A 15,255-nucleotide genomic window follows, 5' to 3' on the forward strand; every position below is an offset into this window, starting at 1 on the left:
GGCTCCCCTTTTCTATTAGGTTACACGTCCTACTTCATTTACGGCCTTATCCATCGTACCATCTAATGTGGTAATGACACGTTGGTTAGCTTCATACGCTCTCATTACCGTCATCATGTCAGTCATCGTACGGGCTGGATCAACATTGGCACGCTCAACCCATCCTTGTCGAATGGCAAACCGCCCGTCGTCAGTGCCTTCAAGGGCTTGTACATCCTCAGGATTTTGCGCACGAAACACATTGTTGCCTTCGCGCACCATTTGATAAGGATTGTTAGCTTTCACAAGTCCTAGTTGACGTGTCGTGCCATCAGACAGGTGAATCAGCCCGTCAGTACCAATGGTTATTTTGCCATCTAGAAGACCTGTATCATCACTAATCTGTATAGGACGATTGTCATTCCCTAGCATGTAGTAGCCATCGGTATTCACCAAATATCCTTGTGGATTCACATTCCAATTCCCATTGCGACCATAACGAATCTGTTCCGCTGTTGCTACCCCATTTACGTTTTCCAATTTAGCTACACTAACAAATAGCTTAGGCTGAACTGGTTTTTTATTAAAGAGTGGGGCATTTTCTGGGATTGGCAAGTTATCCGTCAAAGCAACATCATATGGATTATTACTCTCGGCGATATCCCCTTGTATAAAGTTGGAAATCGATTCAGACATATAGACACCTTGATGCAATTTACCGATTTGTACAGAATGATTACCGATCTTAGGATAGCCTTTTACCTCAGGGCCTTCCTCATCATTCATACGCATCAATAACTCTTCAGGAAACGCGCGTAGCACGCCCTCCTTCTCCTTGTATCCTGGTGTATTAATGTTGGCCAGATTGTTCGCCAACGCCTCTTGACGGTTCTGCAATGCCACCATGCCGGAGCCGGCCGTGTATAGCCCTCTAATCAAGCGAACTCCTCCTTATCCAAAAAACTTTTTTCGACTAGGAAGCTTATCTAGGTAATCAAGCATCAATCCTGTTCCTTTGGCTACGCAGCTCATTGGCTCTTCTGCTACCAATACAGGTACTTTTAGCTCGTCCATCAACATTTGATCTAGACCGTGTAGAAGCGCGCCTCCACCAGTCAAGAAAACTCCCTTATCAATAATATCGGCAGAAAGTTCCGGAGGTGTTCGTTCTAAAACATTTTTTGAAGCTTGTACAATTTGACTAACTGATTCAGCCAGGGAAATCTGAACCTCCTGCGAACGAATCGTGATGGTTTGCGGCAAGCCGCTTACCATATCACGTCCGCGGATGTCCATTTCATCCTGGCGTGAACCATAGACAGTTCCGATTTGTACTTTGATGTCTTCAGCAGTCCGTTCTCCGATTAGCATTTTATATTTACTCTTTATGTACCTCATAATGGCTAGATCGAATTTATCACCAGCTACTTTGATCGATGAGGCGGTGACGATATCCCCCATGGATAGAACCGCAACATCCGTGGTTCCACCGCCTATATCGACTACCATATTGCCCGATGGTTGGAAAATGTCCATTCCAGCTCCGATAGCCGCCACTTTTGGTTCTTCTTCTATGAATACTTCACGTGCCCCTCCGCTTCGCTCAGCAGCCTCACGGATTGCCTTTTGCTCAACTGAAGTAATATTCGTTGGGCAACAAACCAAGATGCGAGGACGCGCGAAGAAACTTTTTGCTCCGATTTTAGCCATAAAGTGTTTTAGCATCGCTTCTGTAATCTCGAAGTCAGCTATAACCCCATCACGCAAAGGACGAATCGCAATAATATTACCTGGTGTACGACCCACCATACGATGCGCTTCATTCCCTACCGCCAACACTTTTTTGGTATGATCATCTATTGCTACTACGGACGGTTCATCTAAAACAATACCCCTGCCTTTAACATAAATTAAAACATTGGCAGTGCCTAAGTCGATTCCAATATCTTTACTTAACATGAAAGGGCCTCCCTGTACTTACTAACCTTGCTACCTATTACTATAGGAATTATTTCAGAATTGTACAAGGAAAACCTTCACTTGATTAAATATTTCTTATACGCTCTCTTCCTGCTCTCTGCGAGCCTTTTTATTCTTTCGCTTATACTTGATTTTAGTAGCCTCTCCTCCACGCAAATGACGAATCGCTTTATGATATTCTAAAATCTCTTTTACCTGATTAGCCAGTTCGGGATTAATCTCTGGCAACCTTTCTGTCAAATCCTTGTGAACCGTACTTTTGGACACTCCAAACTCCTTGGCGATCATGCGAACCGTATTGCGCGTTTCCACAATATATCTACCTATCTTAATGGTTCGCTCTTTGATGTAATCGTGCACGCCCCTCGCCTCCCAGCATCAAATTGTCTGTTACAATATATGGGTTGAGGGGGACACATATTCTACATATCCTCATATGACAGGCTAACAAGTACCCATCTTTTTTTGATGGTTTGTACACTCACTAGGCATTTATCCGCGCCCCGTCTAGGTTTTCGCTTCTTTTACACAATAAGAAATACATGCATAAAAAAAGAGCCGAGATTTCTCCCGACCCTTTTTCCTAAGGTTATGTGATGGTTGTTAATTATCATTTTTCATTTATTGCGGTTGTGCTTCTTTCAAAAATTTGTGTGGATCAACAGAGCTTCCATCCATACGGACTTCAAAGTGTAGATGAGCTTTCGCATCCTTCTCAAATACATTACGTCCTGCTACACCGATAGTCTGACCTTGCTTCACTTCATCATTTGCCTTCACGGTGACTTTCTCCAAGCTTTGATACACACTCACCAGCTTATTGGGATGTTCGATTTCCACTAAATTACCTACCAATTGATCATTGTAAACTTTCACAACTTTCCCGTCACCAGCAGCTGTTACATCAAACGTCTTTCCATTCGTAGAGATTAAATCAATCCCTGTGTGCGGTACGAAAGAATCGTTAAATTTCACTAGTGATTTGGCTTGTTCATCAGCATTAGCTTCTTCATTAAAGAAGCCCATGCCGATCTCATACATTACTTCTTTTGCTACAGGCCATGCAAGAGTTGGAGTCGTGTTGTTTACCGCAACAGCTTCCTCTTTCTCATGAACAGTAGCTGGCTTGTTATCACCATTGACCACTGTCACGTTGTCGATTTGTTGTGGAGTCTTGGTTGCTTGATTAATCAAGCTTCCTTGATACCACATCACGAATGCTAGGATAATTGCTGCTGTCCCGATGTAGATAGCTGGGAATGCCCATTTTTTACCTAAGATACTTCTCCAAGTTGACTTTTTCATAGAAACAGGTTGTTTTTGATTTCTTTTATCTTCCATTTTGATCACCTCATCCCTCAGTATCGCCAGTTTTTTGACGTATAAACCTGAAGAACAAGGGAAAACTAAAAAAATTTTGCTAGACCTCACGCTTTCATAACATTCTGATAATCTTGCATAGTAATTCCTTTGTAGTAATATTTGACGATCTGTTCTGCTGACTTACCGGCTTTAGCCATACCGTTAGCACCCCATTGACTCATACCTACTCCATGACCATAGCCTTTTGTGGTGATTACCACATTCCCTTGTTTTATTTTCATAGAGAATGAACTAGAGGATAAACTTAGCTTTTCCCTTATCTCTTTACCGCTAAATTCCTTTTCTCCTACTTTAATACGTCCGATACGGTTACCGGCTGTTCGCTCCTCAACGGAATACCAATTGCCGTCAGAAGCAGTCGCCACAATCATCACGCCTAGCTTTTGTTGAAATTGCTCAAGTGGAATCTGTACGCTCTGCTCATACCTAGGGGAATCAATATCCCAAGGGCTAGCTACACTCCGCAAATAGGGGATGCGAGCTGACCAATAATCCTCTGCATTCTCGGTAAATCCGTTGCTGGTTGAAAAAAAAGTAGCATCAATTGGCTTACCTTCATAGGTTAGTACCTTACCAAGAGTACCTTTCACAGCTTGATGAATACGATTTTGCTTCCACTCATACTGCTTTCCCCACATTTCCTTCCGCTCTACTTCTCCTAAAAAAGCCTGATGCCGTACTGTATCAAGCACATGCGCTCCCTTAGGTACATCTTGGAAATTCCCTTCCGCCAATCGCCGAACAATATATGTTCGAGCGGCCATTGCTTGGGCTTTCAATGCTTCCAGCTCAAATTCGGCTGGCATTTCTGCCGCAACCACACCCTCGATGTACGTCTCTAATGGCATTTTCTCAATCTGATTCAATTTGCTACGAAAGACATTAATCTGGGGTTGGTTGTCCGAATAAGGTTCGCCCTCCTGCTCCACCATCACAACAGGAGTCACCGTGGGATCTGGCGTATGATACATGACTAGAGCTGCCGGTACCAAAACAAGGAGAATCGGTAGAGTGATGACCAGAAAAAGAAAGTAACGTCTCATAAAAAAATCCTCCTGCCTTTTCAACTAGACAACCTGATGCTGTACTAGTCTATGAACCAAGACAGAAGGATAGAACGATTTACAAGATTAGAAAAGCAAGTTAAGAGAGACGCGCTACGAACCGACTCATACGCTCTAGTGCTTTCTCCAATTGTTCAAAGGATGTGGCGTATGAGCAACGGATATACCCCTCTCCACTTGAACCAAATACGTCACCTGGCACAACTGCTACCTTCTCTTCCATAAGCAAACGCTCTGCAAATTCAGCGGATGACAAACCAGTAGAAGCGATAGATGGGAAGGCATAAAAGGCTCCTGCAGGTTTATGACATGGAAGTCCCATTTCAGAGAAGCTTTGCACGACAAAATTGCGACGTTGGCAGTAGCTTTCCACCATGCGATCCACATCGTCACGCCCTCCACGCAAGGCTTCTAAGGCCCCCATCTGACCAGTGATGGGGGCACATAGCATTGTGTACTGATGGATTTTCAACATGCCCTGCAACAAATCTTCCGGTGCGCAAACGTACCCTAGACGCCATCCTGTCATAGCAAAGGATTTAGAGAATCCAGAAATTAAAATCGTGCGTTCCTTCATACCAGGTAAGCTCACGATACTCTCATGCTGTTGGTCAAACGTCAGCTCTGCATATATTTCATCAGAGAGTACGATTAGATCATGCTTGGTTAGAATTGGTTCTAATTCCTTCCATTCTTCCAAACTCATAATACTACCAGTCGGATTGTTCGGGTAACAAAAAATAATCGCACGAGTTTTCTCCGTGATTTTAGCTTCTAATTCCTGTGGTGTCAGTTTAAATTGATTTTCTGCATACGTGTGTAAAAAGACAGGGACTCCACCAGCTAAGCGAATCACAGGCTCATAGGAGACATAACATGGCTCAACAATTAGCACCTCGTCATCCGGATTAATAATGGCCCGTAGCGCAATATCAATCGCTTCACTTGCTCCCACCGTCACCATGATCTCATTGGCAGGCTGGTAGGATACACCGATTAAATCCTCTGTATAACGCTGAATCTCTTTCCGCAAATCCATGAGCCCCGCATTGGAGGTATAAGCCGTATAACCACATTCCAGAGAAGAGATAGAGGCCTCGCGAATGCGCCAAGGTGTCACAAAATCAGGCTCTCCCACCCCTAGCGAAATGACACCCTCCATGGAAGCGGCCAAATCAAAAAAGCGGCGAATGCCAGAAGGCTTGAGTTCTTCTACGATGGCTGACAAACGGCTTTTATTGGTCACCTGACTCATGGCGTTACCACCATCCTGCGATCATCGTCATAATCTTCTAGAATGGTACCGTCGTGCTTGTAACGCTTCAAAATAAAGTGAGTCGCTGTAGATACGACGTTATCTAAAACGGCTAATTTCTTTGTTACAAAGTTAGCAACCTCATGCATCGTTTTACCTTCTAGTACAACTGAAATATCATAGCCAGCTCCCGACATAAGATACACGGCTTTTACTTCAGGGAAACGTGAAATACGCTCCGCTACCTTCTCAAAACCAACCTCGCGTATCGGTGTTACTTTGACATCGATCATGGCTGTTACATTATGATTATCCTCCACACGTTCCCAATTGATCAGCGCCGGATATTTCACAATAATTTTCTCTGATTGTAGACGTTTAATTTCTGCTTCTATCTCTTCTTCTGTACTATCCAATAGAAGCGCAAGTTGCTTATTGCTCAGTCGGCAATTTTCTTCCAGGAGCATTAGCAGTTTTTTGCTTTTCACAGTCTCCATGATCTTCTTCTCCCATCCATTACATGCTAATTTATTATCAGTTTTTTTTACTTATCCATCATATTACCACGGGTTTCGTGCGTATCACAGTGCAAATGTAAAGAATCCCTCACCAAAAGGCAAGGGATTTTCTGCTAATCATTCATCCTACTTTATGCCATTACGCAAAATTAGGAGATAAATTTACTTTCAAAGCTTTCGCTGTTACTTTTTCAGTGCTTGGAGCTACTTGCTCTTCCATTTTCACGCGTTTCACATTGGCACCTAGTTGTTGCAGTTTTTCAGTGAAATTCACATAACCACGGTCAAGATGGTGCAATCCGCCTACTTCTGTCTCACCTTCAGCAATAAGTCCAGCCAAAATGAGCGCAGCACCAGCACGCAGATCAGTAGCACTCACTTTAGCTCCAGTGAGCGGAACACTACCTTCTACGATCGCACTACGTCCTTCAATTTTAATATTAGCACTCATGCGTCTAAATTCCTCGACGTGCATGAAACGATTCTCAAATACAGTTTCCGTAATAATGCTTGTCCCTTCTGAAGCAAGCTGCAACGCCATCATTTGCGATTGCATATCAGTTGGGAACCCTGGATGCGGTAAAGTTTTCAAGTCCACAGCTTTCAGTGCGCCCTTGCGAGTAACACGAATGCCGTTTTCTTGTTCATCTACAGTAACGCCCATTTCACGAAGCTTAGCAGTAACGGATTTGACGTGATCGGAAATAATTCCTTCAATAAAAACGTCTCCACCTGTGATAGCAGCTGCAACCATGAAAGTTCCTGCCTCAATACGGTCAGGGATCACACAATGGGTGCAACCTTTCATGCTCTCTACGCCTTCAATACGAATGGATCCTGTACCTGCTCCACGAATTTTAGCGCCCATACTATTCAAGAAGTTAGCCAAATCAACAATCTCTGGCTCTTCCGCAGCATTTTCAATAATTGTTGTTCCTTCAGCCAAACATGCAGCCATCATAATATTTTCAGTAGCCCCTACACTCGCAACATCTAGATAGATTTTTGCTCCTTGCAGTCGACCATTAACATTCGCTTCTATAAATCCTTGGCCAATCTCAATTTTAGCACCCATCGCTTCAAAACCTTTAAGATGCTGATCAATTGGACGTGTACCAATCGCACATCCACCAGGCAACGCAATACGAGCTTTTCCTTTACGCGCGAGCAAAGGTCCCATTACAAGGAACGAAGCTCTCATTTTGCGTACCAATTCATAAGGAGCTTCCACACCCTTTAGATCAGTCGCATTAATGGTTAACATTTCATCTCGATATGTAATGTCAATTTGCAGGGTTTTAAGCAATTCACAAATTGTATGGACATCATCCAATCCAGGAACGTCATGAATGATAGATATTCCTTCTTCTGCCAAAATAGATGCAGCAATAATCGGTAGAACCGCATTTTTCGCACCAGAAACCTTTACGTTTCCTGCTAATGCCTTACCACCGCGGACAATAATTTTTTCCAATGTTATACCCCTCCGCGTGCTTAGTATTCCGCTGTGATGATAGGTGTCCCTAACGTGATCCTAGTCAATTGGTTCAACGAATCTACATGTGTCGCTATTTGCACATTCATCTTTCGATCGTTGGTTATTATATACGGCTTCCATTGTGTGGTATAGCCCGAAATACTAGTCACAGATTCATCCTGTAATCGCTCAACTTCTTGTGCTTGGAGGAGGGTAAAAACCTTATTAATCCTAGCCTCCTGCCAACCATCACTCAGTGTATCATTGTATATTCCGCGAATACAAGTGCTAAATTGCGGAATCAGACCCCTACTTTTGGTCTCAGCCACAACTTTTTCATACGCCATTTCAATATCTTGCGCATGAATCCGCTTTCCCTCCAACGAGATCACCAAATATACGTCGATGTTATGGGGCTCAGGTAATCCTATCAAGCGAATATGAAGCTTGGTTTGACCCACTTTTCCTTCGGTTTGATAGATGAGCTGATCTCCTTCTGATATTATTGCTTTTGCAGAAGGTATCCCCAAGATTCCGCTCCATTCATGACCGAGAGAAAGAAACTCTTTAGCAGTGCTAAGAGACGCAAGCTGTATTCTGGCCCGATGCTCAATATCGGTTATTGTAGCCTCTGTAGTTTCTGCAGCTTCTATTAACTGCGTTGCCACAGACGCTTCAGTTACTTGTGACCAATAGGAGAATCCACTTGCAACAAACAGACCAATAAGCGACATGACAACATAGACCATAGTTACATGCTTTTTCATTCTTTCCCTCTCCCCGCACACTTTTCTATATCTTAGTAGTCATTGTGTACGTAAAATTGGAGGGTTATACCAATCTAATGAAACAATTGATTGAGTAACAGAGAATAGCCTAAATAGTCCATGAAAAAACGTGCTACTCCATGTCCGATAACAATGGAAAGCAAGATTTGTAATAGCTTGGTTTGGGCACTATCTGCACGTTTTACAAATAGATCAAAGCGAAAAGCTTGTATAGCCCACCAGCTAATGCCAATACAGATGACCGAAATAATTATCATCATCAAGGAGTAAAGCCCATTTGAACCGAGCAACAAAACTCTCACTTCTTTCTATAAACTCATTTTCCATTTTTGTAACGTTTCCCTGCGTGAATTCTTTTATTACTTTACCATAGACCTGTTGCCATTGAAAGGAAAAGGCGTTATATATCATAGAGATGTTAGAAACTTTATAGGCATTAGAAACATTAACGACTGCTAAGGATCTGGTTCCATAAAAAAAGAGGACAGCCCATAGCCATCCTCTTTGTACTTCCTATATTTCTTGTTTACAGCATATCTCCCAAATTAAACATCGGATTAAAATGAGTATGGATATACTGGATTAGAATCTCTGGCACAATCCCGAAGACAAAAGTCCCTAGTGCCGCCAGCACCACTATGATTGTTACTCCTATTGGCAACCGCAATGCAGCTTCCGTCTCCCCTGATCGCATATACATTTGTCGAATGATTCCAAAGTAATAATAATAGGATACGACACTGGTAGCGAGCATGATTCCTGCTAACCAGAAGCTACTGCTTCCAATCGCACTTAGGAAGATATAGAACTTACCAAAGAATCCAGCAGAGATAGGGATGCCTGCTAACGAGAGCAAGAATAGCGTCATAGCCAAGGCTGCCAGTGGAGAGCGATGATACAACCCTGCGAATGCTTTGATATCTTGCGTTTTTCTGTCGTCTGTCACCACCATAATCAGTGCAAAAGCACCAAACGCCATCAACAGGTAAGCAACTAGATAGAAGATAATTTGTTCAAAAAAGAATGTCTGATGCAAAATAACCAGTGGCACCAGTAAATAACCTGCTTGGGCGATACCGGAGTAAGCCATGAGACGTTTCACGTTTGTTTGGCGTAATGCCAGCGTATTTCCTACAATCATGGACAATCCAGCTACGATAGACAAAATCCAGAGCATGCCACTAAAAACACTTTGATTTGTTTCTTGATTAAATAGCCCAGCAAAACTTAAAATCATAACGCGGATGAGGAGCGCAAAACCAGCACCTTTGGAGACAACTGCCAAAAACGCAGTAACTGGCGTAGCGGCCCCTTGATACACGTCAGGTGCCCACATATGATTAGGTACCGCTGAGATTTTAAACGTCAGACCTGCTACCAGGAAGACAAAACCTATCAAAATCATCGGACCAAAACCACTCTGGTAAGCTTCTGACAAGCGTTGCGTCATTTCGTACAGATTGGTTGTACCACTAAATCCGTATAGATACGACATCCCGAACAACGTAACAGCTGTAGCGATACCACCAGCCACTACGTACTTAAAGGCAGATTCGTTGCTATCCATCCGTTTCTTACGCATACCCACCAAGATATACGAAGACAGAGAGAGTAATTCCAGCCCCACGAATAATGTGATTAAATCTGCTGAAGAAGCCATCACCATACAGCCAACTAATCCCATTAGCATTAGATAGTAGAACTCTCCAGAATGAACAACCTCATCTGTTTTCTTTATATAGCTGATCGACATCAGTAAAGCAAAGGCGACCCCAGCTAACAAAATCAATTTGAACGCACTACCAAAATGATCAACCCGCATCATATCTGCCATGTAAACGACAGGTTCTTTTAGCGAAGTCACATTGTTTACAATGAAATAGCCAGCTAGAATAACGCCTATCAAGGACAGCCACCCCATGATAGTCCGATTCAGACGTTTACCCGCAATCAAGTCAACAATGGACAGGACAGTCGCAAAACCAAGAATCGTAAACTCCGGCAGGAGATAACTCCAGTTATAAGAAAAGATATCTTTTACGTCCATGGTTTACCCTCCTATTCCCGTCACATGGATGACAATGCTTTTAAGCGTCTCTTGCAAAGGATTACTTAACATCGCTGGATAAACACCGATCAGGATGATAAAGCCTAGCAACACAACAATTGGGATTACCTCCATAGGCTGTGCGTCGGCCAAATCCAGATGCTTTTCTTTCGCTGGTCCGTACGTTACCGCCATAACGGCACGCAATACATAGACCGCGGTAAAGATAATACCTAGGGTACCAATCGCTGCCAACACAGGCTGACTCGCGAATAAGCCAAGGAAGGCAAAAAACTCACTGATAAAGCCCGACATCCCCGGCAATCCTAAGGAAGCCATCCCCGCAGCAAGGAAGACGCCGCTAACAAACGGCATTGATTTAGCTAATCCCCCTAGCTGATCAATCTGAGAGGTACCCGTTCGATCCCAAATGATCCCTACTAAAAAGAACATCAGCGCTGAAATAAATCCATGTGATATCACTTGGAATAACGCTCCTTGAAACCCGAACTGATTCATAGAGGCAAAGCCTAACAAGATAACACCCATGTGGCTGATACTGGAGTAGGCTAACACCATTTTGAGGTCCTTTTGAACAAAGGCAAGCGAAGCTCCGTACAAAATATTAATTAAACCCAGAATTGCCATCCCTGTTGCAAAATATTGAACCGTTTCAGGAAAGAATCCAATCCCCATACGTAGTAATCCGTATGCTCCCATTTTTAAGAGAATACCGGAGTGAATCATAACAATAGCTGGTGGCGCTTGCACATGCACCTTTAACATCCACGTATGGAACGGAAAAATAGGAAGCTTAATCCCAAAGGCAATAAATAGTACGAGGAAAAGTCCCCAGCGGAATGTCTCTGGAACCTGTTCCATAAAGGCATTGCTCGGTGCACTTAGCGCTTCTGTCAGCACTGGAATACTCATGGTTGGCTCTTGTGTCACAATGGCGCTCACAAAGAACAACGTGATAAATCCGACCAACATTAGTGCAGAGCCAATTCCATTATAGAGAAGAAAACGATTAGCTGCTTTTTCTCTATCCGTATAACCCCAAATTCCAATGAGGAAGTACATAGATACCAGAGTTACCTCAAAGAACAAGAAGAACAATAACAAGTTCTGAGCGGCAAAAACACCAAACATCCCAATTAACAACAGATGAAAGAAAACAAAGTATTCTTTCGCCCTCTTTTTGATCCCCCACGAACCAACAGCGGCCAACGTCCCGATGATAGCTGTCATCAGAAGCAATGGCATGGAGATTCCATCTACACCCATTTCATAATCAATATGCAAGTTATAAAGCTGTTGATCGGCTGTGATGGAGGCAGGTATTTGAATCCATGTCGCATGTTCCTCAAATTGATTGCCCACTCGTTGATAGTCAAAGGCTCCAAACATCATTAGTGCCAAAACCAACGGTAACAACGTTCCTAGCATTCCTATTTGCTTGACGATGCTAACCTGATGCTTCGGAACGAACACTAAGATCAAGATAGCCACAAGAGGTGAGAACGTCAGGAGCGATAACAGATAGCTATTTACCAAAAGGAACACCTCCTAGCGCCGTAAGACTGACCATTAATACAACGAGTCCCAGCAAAACCATAAAACCATAGGTCTGCATCTGACCCGATTGTAACCGGCTAAATAACCGCCCGGCCAAATTAGCCAACGAACCAACGCTTCTAACCACGCCACCAATGACATAGTAATCCAGCCAATTAAAAGCAAGACCAATGCCTTGAAGTGGACGAATAAACACAAAAGTATATAGTTCATCCATGTAATATTTACGGTACGACAACTGATAAAGCCACGGTAGTTGTTCAGGTATCGTATCGTTCGGAAAGCTTTTTTTGCCATACATCAGATAAGCGAGTCCTATTCCAATCAGTGAAATGATGACTGCCACAATCTGCAACCATAAAGCACCATGTCCAGCTTCTTCTCCAAACTTGTCGATAATAAATTGACCAACAGAACCACTCATCAACCATTCCCCTAGTACAGGAGCATTCGGTAGATTAATAAAACCAGCACTAATCGCAAGTAAAGCTAGTATGAGCATGGGAATCGTCATGACGCTTGGTGATTCATGCGCTTTTTTAGCCCCTTCAGAAGCAGGCTTTCCTCTAAATGTAAGGAAATATAGACGGAACATATAAAAAGCGGTAAAGAAAGCAGCTACAATCGCAATCACTAGTAAGTCATATCGTCCTGCCATATATACCGCTCCGAGAATTTCTTCTTTTGACCAGAAGCCGGAGAATGGTGGTATTCCAGCAATAGCGAGACAGCCGATCAAAAAAACAACCGATGTCACTGGCATACGTTTGGATAAGCCACCCATTTTAAAAACATCTTGAGTATGTGCCGCATGTATCACGCTACCTGCTGCAAGGAATAACAACGCTTTAAAGAACGCATGCGTCATCAAATGAAAGGTTCCTGCCACGTAACCTGCTGCGCCTGCCACTCCCAATGCCATCATCATAAAGCCAAGCTGACTGACAGTAGAATAGGCAAGAACACGCTTAATATCACGTTGCGTTAGACCAATAGAGGCGGCGAAAATAGCGGTAAACCCACCAACATAAGCCACTACATTTAAGGCGACTGGCGACTCAATAAATAGCGGAAAGGTCGTCGCTACCAGATATACCCCAGCAGCTACCATCGTTGCTGCATGAATTAAAGCAGATACAGGGGTTGGGCCTTCCATCGCATCAGGCAACCAGGTATGTAACGGGAATTGGCCTGATTTACCTGCTGCCCCCACAAAAATCAGAATAGCAGCTAATGTGATAATAAATGGATCTACTTTACCACCGTGGATAGCGGTAAATATATCATCAAATTCAAAGCGTCCTGTTTGCCAAAACAACAGACAGATCGCAATGAATAAGCCAACATCACCGATCCGAGTAACAATAAAAGCCTTTTTGGCCGCTGCCTTTGCCTCCGGTTTAAAATAGTAGTACCCCACCAATAGGAAGGAACAGACACCTACTAATTCCCAGAAAATATATAATTGTAAGAGGTTTGGCGAAATAACCAATCCGAGCATGGAGAATGTAAATAGCGCTAGATATTGATAAAACACTGGAACGCGCTGATCTCCTTGCATGTAACCACGCGAATAAATCTGTACTAACAAACTCACGATTGAAACAATCACCAGCATCATGGCATTTAATTGATTTACTTCAAAGCCTACAGGAATAACATAATCACCTACTTGGAGCCATTTGAGGCTGAGTACGTAATCCTGTGCTCCTCCTTGAAAACGAGCCATGAACGTGATACTAGCTAACACCAAAGATGCCGCCGTCAATAAAATGCTTATGTACGCCGCTCCCTCTTTTAATTGCCGTCCGAACGAGAGGATGATGGCAAAAGCGATCAGAGGAAAAAGCGGTACGAGCCAAGCGTACTGCATACTTGTATCCATATTTTCACCTATCCTTTTTCCTGGTTAATCTTTTAATTTATCCATCTCGTCAACATTCACCGTATCACGATTACGATAGAGAGCGATCAATACAGCAATCCCAACAGCTACCTCTGCAGCAGCTACCGTCATGGTAAACAGTGTGAAGATTTGACCCGTAACAGCCGCATGCAAACCATATTTAGAGAATGCTACTAAATTAATATTTACAGCATTCAGCATGAGTTCAATGGAGAGCAAGACGATAATGGCATTTCGTTTGGTCAATGCCCCGAACAGTCCAACACAAAATAGAATGAGGGCAACAAGCAAATAAGAAGAGATATGAATATCCATCTGCGTTACTCCTCCTCTTTCTTAGCCAAAACAATTGCGCCTACCAAAGCAACTAATAACAGAACGGACAACAATTCAAATGGAATCACGAATTTCGTAAATACATCAATCCCAATTTCTTTTACGTTACTAATAGATGGATTTGGTGTTCTTGCAGGCACGGAGGCCCAATTCGTATATTGGATGGCCATAAAAATAGTTACAAATAAGGTAGCTACTCCTGCCAAGCTAAACCAGAACCTAGCTCCACGCTTTTTCCCTTCTTCTGTCGCATCATGCTTGGTTAACATAATTCCGAACAACATCAGAATAGAGATGGCTCCTGAATAGACTAAGATTTGGGAAACAGCAACGAATTCAGCTCCCAGTAGCACAAACAAACCAGCGATGCTAATAAACGTTACCCCAATAGAGATCACCATGTGCACCACTCGATTAAAGTTAATCATAAAAATGGCGCCCCCAATGGTCAGGAGGCCCAATATAAAGAACACGGCATATGACCAGCTTATCAATTAGTTCTCCTCCCTCACATTGGTATTGTTATCATCCAACCATTTTAAATCCTTGTACAATTCATCGCGACTGTATACAGCCAGCTCAAAATTATTGGTCATGACGATCGCATTCGTTGGGCAAACCTCTGTACAGAGGTCACATAAAATACAGATTTCGAAGTTGATATCATACGTATCAATAATTTTACCTTTTTTCTCGGGATCAGGATGCGGTTTCCCAGTCAGCTGAATACACTCAGTCGGACAGACGCGAGCGCACTGATTGCACACGATGCATTTTTCCGGCGAGAAATGCTGGATTCCTCGAAATCGAGGCGGCATCTGGAAGGGCACATCCGGATACATCGTCGTCAGCTTTTTTTCGGACAGCTTTTTGAGCGTGTAGCCTAGGCCTTTGGCAAATCCTAGCACGTTAATTCCTCCCCATCATCAAAGTAAATTTCTTAT

General features: G+C 43.1%; 16 protein-coding genes. All 16 read right to left on the reverse strand.

All coding sequences use genetic code 11. The features are described 5' to 3' along the window. Positions 1-15: 15 nt before the first annotated feature. Entirely contained in the window at positions 16-918 is a 903-nt protein-coding gene (locus EEL30_04065; protein QDX91614.1) for a flagellar hook-basal body protein, read from the reverse strand. Between the two features lie 12 nt (positions 919-930). Continuing rightward, positions 931-1,938, reverse strand: coding sequence for a rod shape-determining protein (locus tag EEL30_04070; protein ID QDX91615.1), 1,008 nt, complete (start codon positions 1,936-1,938; stop codon positions 931-933). Positions 1,939-2,034: 96 nt separating this feature from the next. Continuing rightward, positions 2,035-2,319: a sporulation transcriptional regulator SpoIIID gene (gene spoIIID, locus EEL30_04075; GenBank protein ID QDX91616.1), complete on the reverse strand. Its 285-nt coding sequence runs from the start codon at positions 2,317-2,319 to the stop codon at positions 2,035-2,037. Positions 2,320-2,580: 261 nt separating this feature from the next. Continuing rightward, on the reverse strand, positions 2,581-3,300 hold the full coding sequence (locus EEL30_04080) for a M23 family metallopeptidase (protein QDX91617.1): 720 nt from the start codon (positions 3,298-3,300) through the stop codon (positions 2,581-2,583). An 86-nt stretch (positions 3,301-3,386) separates the two neighbouring features. Continuing rightward, entirely contained in the window at positions 3,387-4,385 is a 999-nt protein-coding gene (spoIID, locus tag EEL30_04085; GenBank protein ID QDX91618.1) for a stage II sporulation protein D, read from the reverse strand. A gap of 100 nt (positions 4,386-4,485) precedes the next feature. Beyond that, positions 4,486-5,661 (reverse strand): aminotransferase, encoded by a 1,176-nt coding sequence (locus tag EEL30_04090; protein ID QDX91619.1) that lies wholly within the window; start codon positions 5,659-5,661, stop codon positions 4,486-4,488. Further along, positions 5,658-6,158: an Lrp/AsnC family transcriptional regulator gene (locus EEL30_04095; GenBank protein ID QDX91620.1), complete on the reverse strand. Its 501-nt coding sequence runs from the start codon at positions 6,156-6,158 to the stop codon at positions 5,658-5,660. Before EEL30_04095 ends, EEL30_04090 begins: the two co-directional genes overlap by 4 nt. A 160-nt stretch (positions 6,159-6,318) precedes the next feature. Then, positions 6,319-7,653, reverse strand: a complete 1,335-nt coding sequence (gene murA, locus EEL30_04100) for a UDP-N-acetylglucosamine 1-carboxyvinyltransferase (protein QDX91621.1) — start codon at positions 7,651-7,653, stop codon at positions 6,319-6,321. Between the two features lie 20 nt (positions 7,654-7,673). After that, on the reverse strand, positions 7,674-8,423 hold the full coding sequence (locus EEL30_04105) for a hypothetical protein (GenBank protein QDX91622.1): 750 nt from the start codon (positions 8,421-8,423) through the stop codon (positions 7,674-7,676). Between the two features lie 74 nt (positions 8,424-8,497). Further along, positions 8,498-8,737 (reverse strand): DUF1146 domain-containing protein, encoded by a 240-nt coding sequence (locus EEL30_04110; GenBank protein QDX91623.1) that lies wholly within the window; start codon positions 8,735-8,737, stop codon positions 8,498-8,500. 233 nt (positions 8,738-8,970) lie between these two features. Further along, on the reverse strand, positions 8,971-10,491 hold the full coding sequence (gene nuoN, locus EEL30_04115) for an NADH-quinone oxidoreductase subunit NuoN (GenBank protein QDX91624.1): 1,521 nt from the start codon (positions 10,489-10,491) through the stop codon (positions 8,971-8,973). Between the two features lie 3 nt (positions 10,492-10,494). Then, positions 10,495-12,048, reverse strand: coding sequence for an NADH-quinone oxidoreductase subunit M (locus tag EEL30_04120; protein QDX91625.1), 1,554 nt, complete (start codon positions 12,046-12,048; stop codon positions 10,495-10,497). Further along, the gene (locus EEL30_04125) at positions 12,038-13,954 is read right to left on the reverse strand and encodes an NADH-quinone oxidoreductase subunit L (protein ID QDX91626.1); all 1,917 of its coding nucleotides are present in this window, start codon (positions 13,952-13,954) and stop codon (positions 12,038-12,040) included. The genes EEL30_04120 and EEL30_04125 overlap by 11 nt, the downstream gene beginning before the upstream one ends. Before the next feature lie 24 nt (positions 13,955-13,978). Next, complete coding sequence (nuoK, locus tag EEL30_04130) at positions 13,979-14,290, reverse strand: NADH-quinone oxidoreductase subunit NuoK (GenBank protein ID QDX91627.1); 312 nt, start codon at positions 14,288-14,290, stop codon at positions 13,979-13,981. Positions 14,291-14,295: 5 nt separating this feature from the next. Then, a complete protein-coding gene (locus EEL30_04135; GenBank protein QDX95663.1) occupies positions 14,296-14,784 on the reverse strand; it encodes an NADH-quinone oxidoreductase subunit J in 489 nt (162 codons plus the stop codon). A gap of 21 nt (positions 14,785-14,805) precedes the next feature. Continuing rightward, positions 14,806-15,219 carry an NADH-quinone oxidoreductase subunit NuoI gene (nuoI, locus tag EEL30_04140; GenBank protein QDX91628.1) on the reverse strand — a complete coding sequence of 138 codons (414 nt, stop codon included), beginning with the start codon at positions 15,217-15,219 and terminating at the stop codon, positions 14,806-14,808. Positions 15,220-15,255: the final 36 nt, after the last annotated feature.

It is taken from the genome of Brevibacillus laterosporus, from assembly GCA_007833815.1.
Taxonomy (GTDB): Bacteria; Bacillota; Bacilli; order Brevibacillales; family Brevibacillaceae; genus Brevibacillus_B; species Brevibacillus_B laterosporus_D.

Coding starts and splice junctions, on each gene's coding strand:
- EEL30_04070 (QDX91615.1), bottom strand. CDS start 1,938: ATGTTAAGTAAAGATATTGGAATCGACTTAGGCACTGCCAATGTTTTA.
- EEL30_04080 (QDX91617.1), bottom strand. CDS start 3,300: ATGGAAGATAAAAGAAATCAAAAACAACCTGTTTCTATGAAAAAGTCA.
- spoIID (QDX91618.1), bottom strand. CDS start 4,385: ATGAGACGTTACTTTCTTTTTCTGGTCATCACTCTACCGATTCTCCTT.
- EEL30_04090 (QDX91619.1), bottom strand. CDS start 5,661: ATGAGTCAGGTGACCAATAAAAGCCGTTTGTCAGCCATCGTAGAAGAA.
- EEL30_04095 (QDX91620.1), bottom strand. CDS start 6,158: ATGGAGACTGTGAAAAGCAAAAAACTGCTAATGCTCCTGGAAGAAAAT.
- EEL30_04105 (QDX91622.1), bottom strand. CDS start 8,423: ATGAAAAAGCATGTAACTATGGTCTATGTTGTCATGTCGCTTATTGGT.
- nuoN (QDX91624.1), bottom strand. CDS start 10,491: ATGGACGTAAAAGATATCTTTTCTTATAACTGGAGTTATCTCCTGCCG.
- EEL30_04125 (QDX91626.1), bottom strand. CDS start 13,954: ATGGATACAAGTATGCAGTACGCTTGGCTCGTACCGCTTTTTCCTCTG.
- nuoK (QDX91627.1), bottom strand. CDS start 14,290: ATGGATATTCATATCTCTTCTTATTTGCTTGTTGCCCTCATTCTATTT.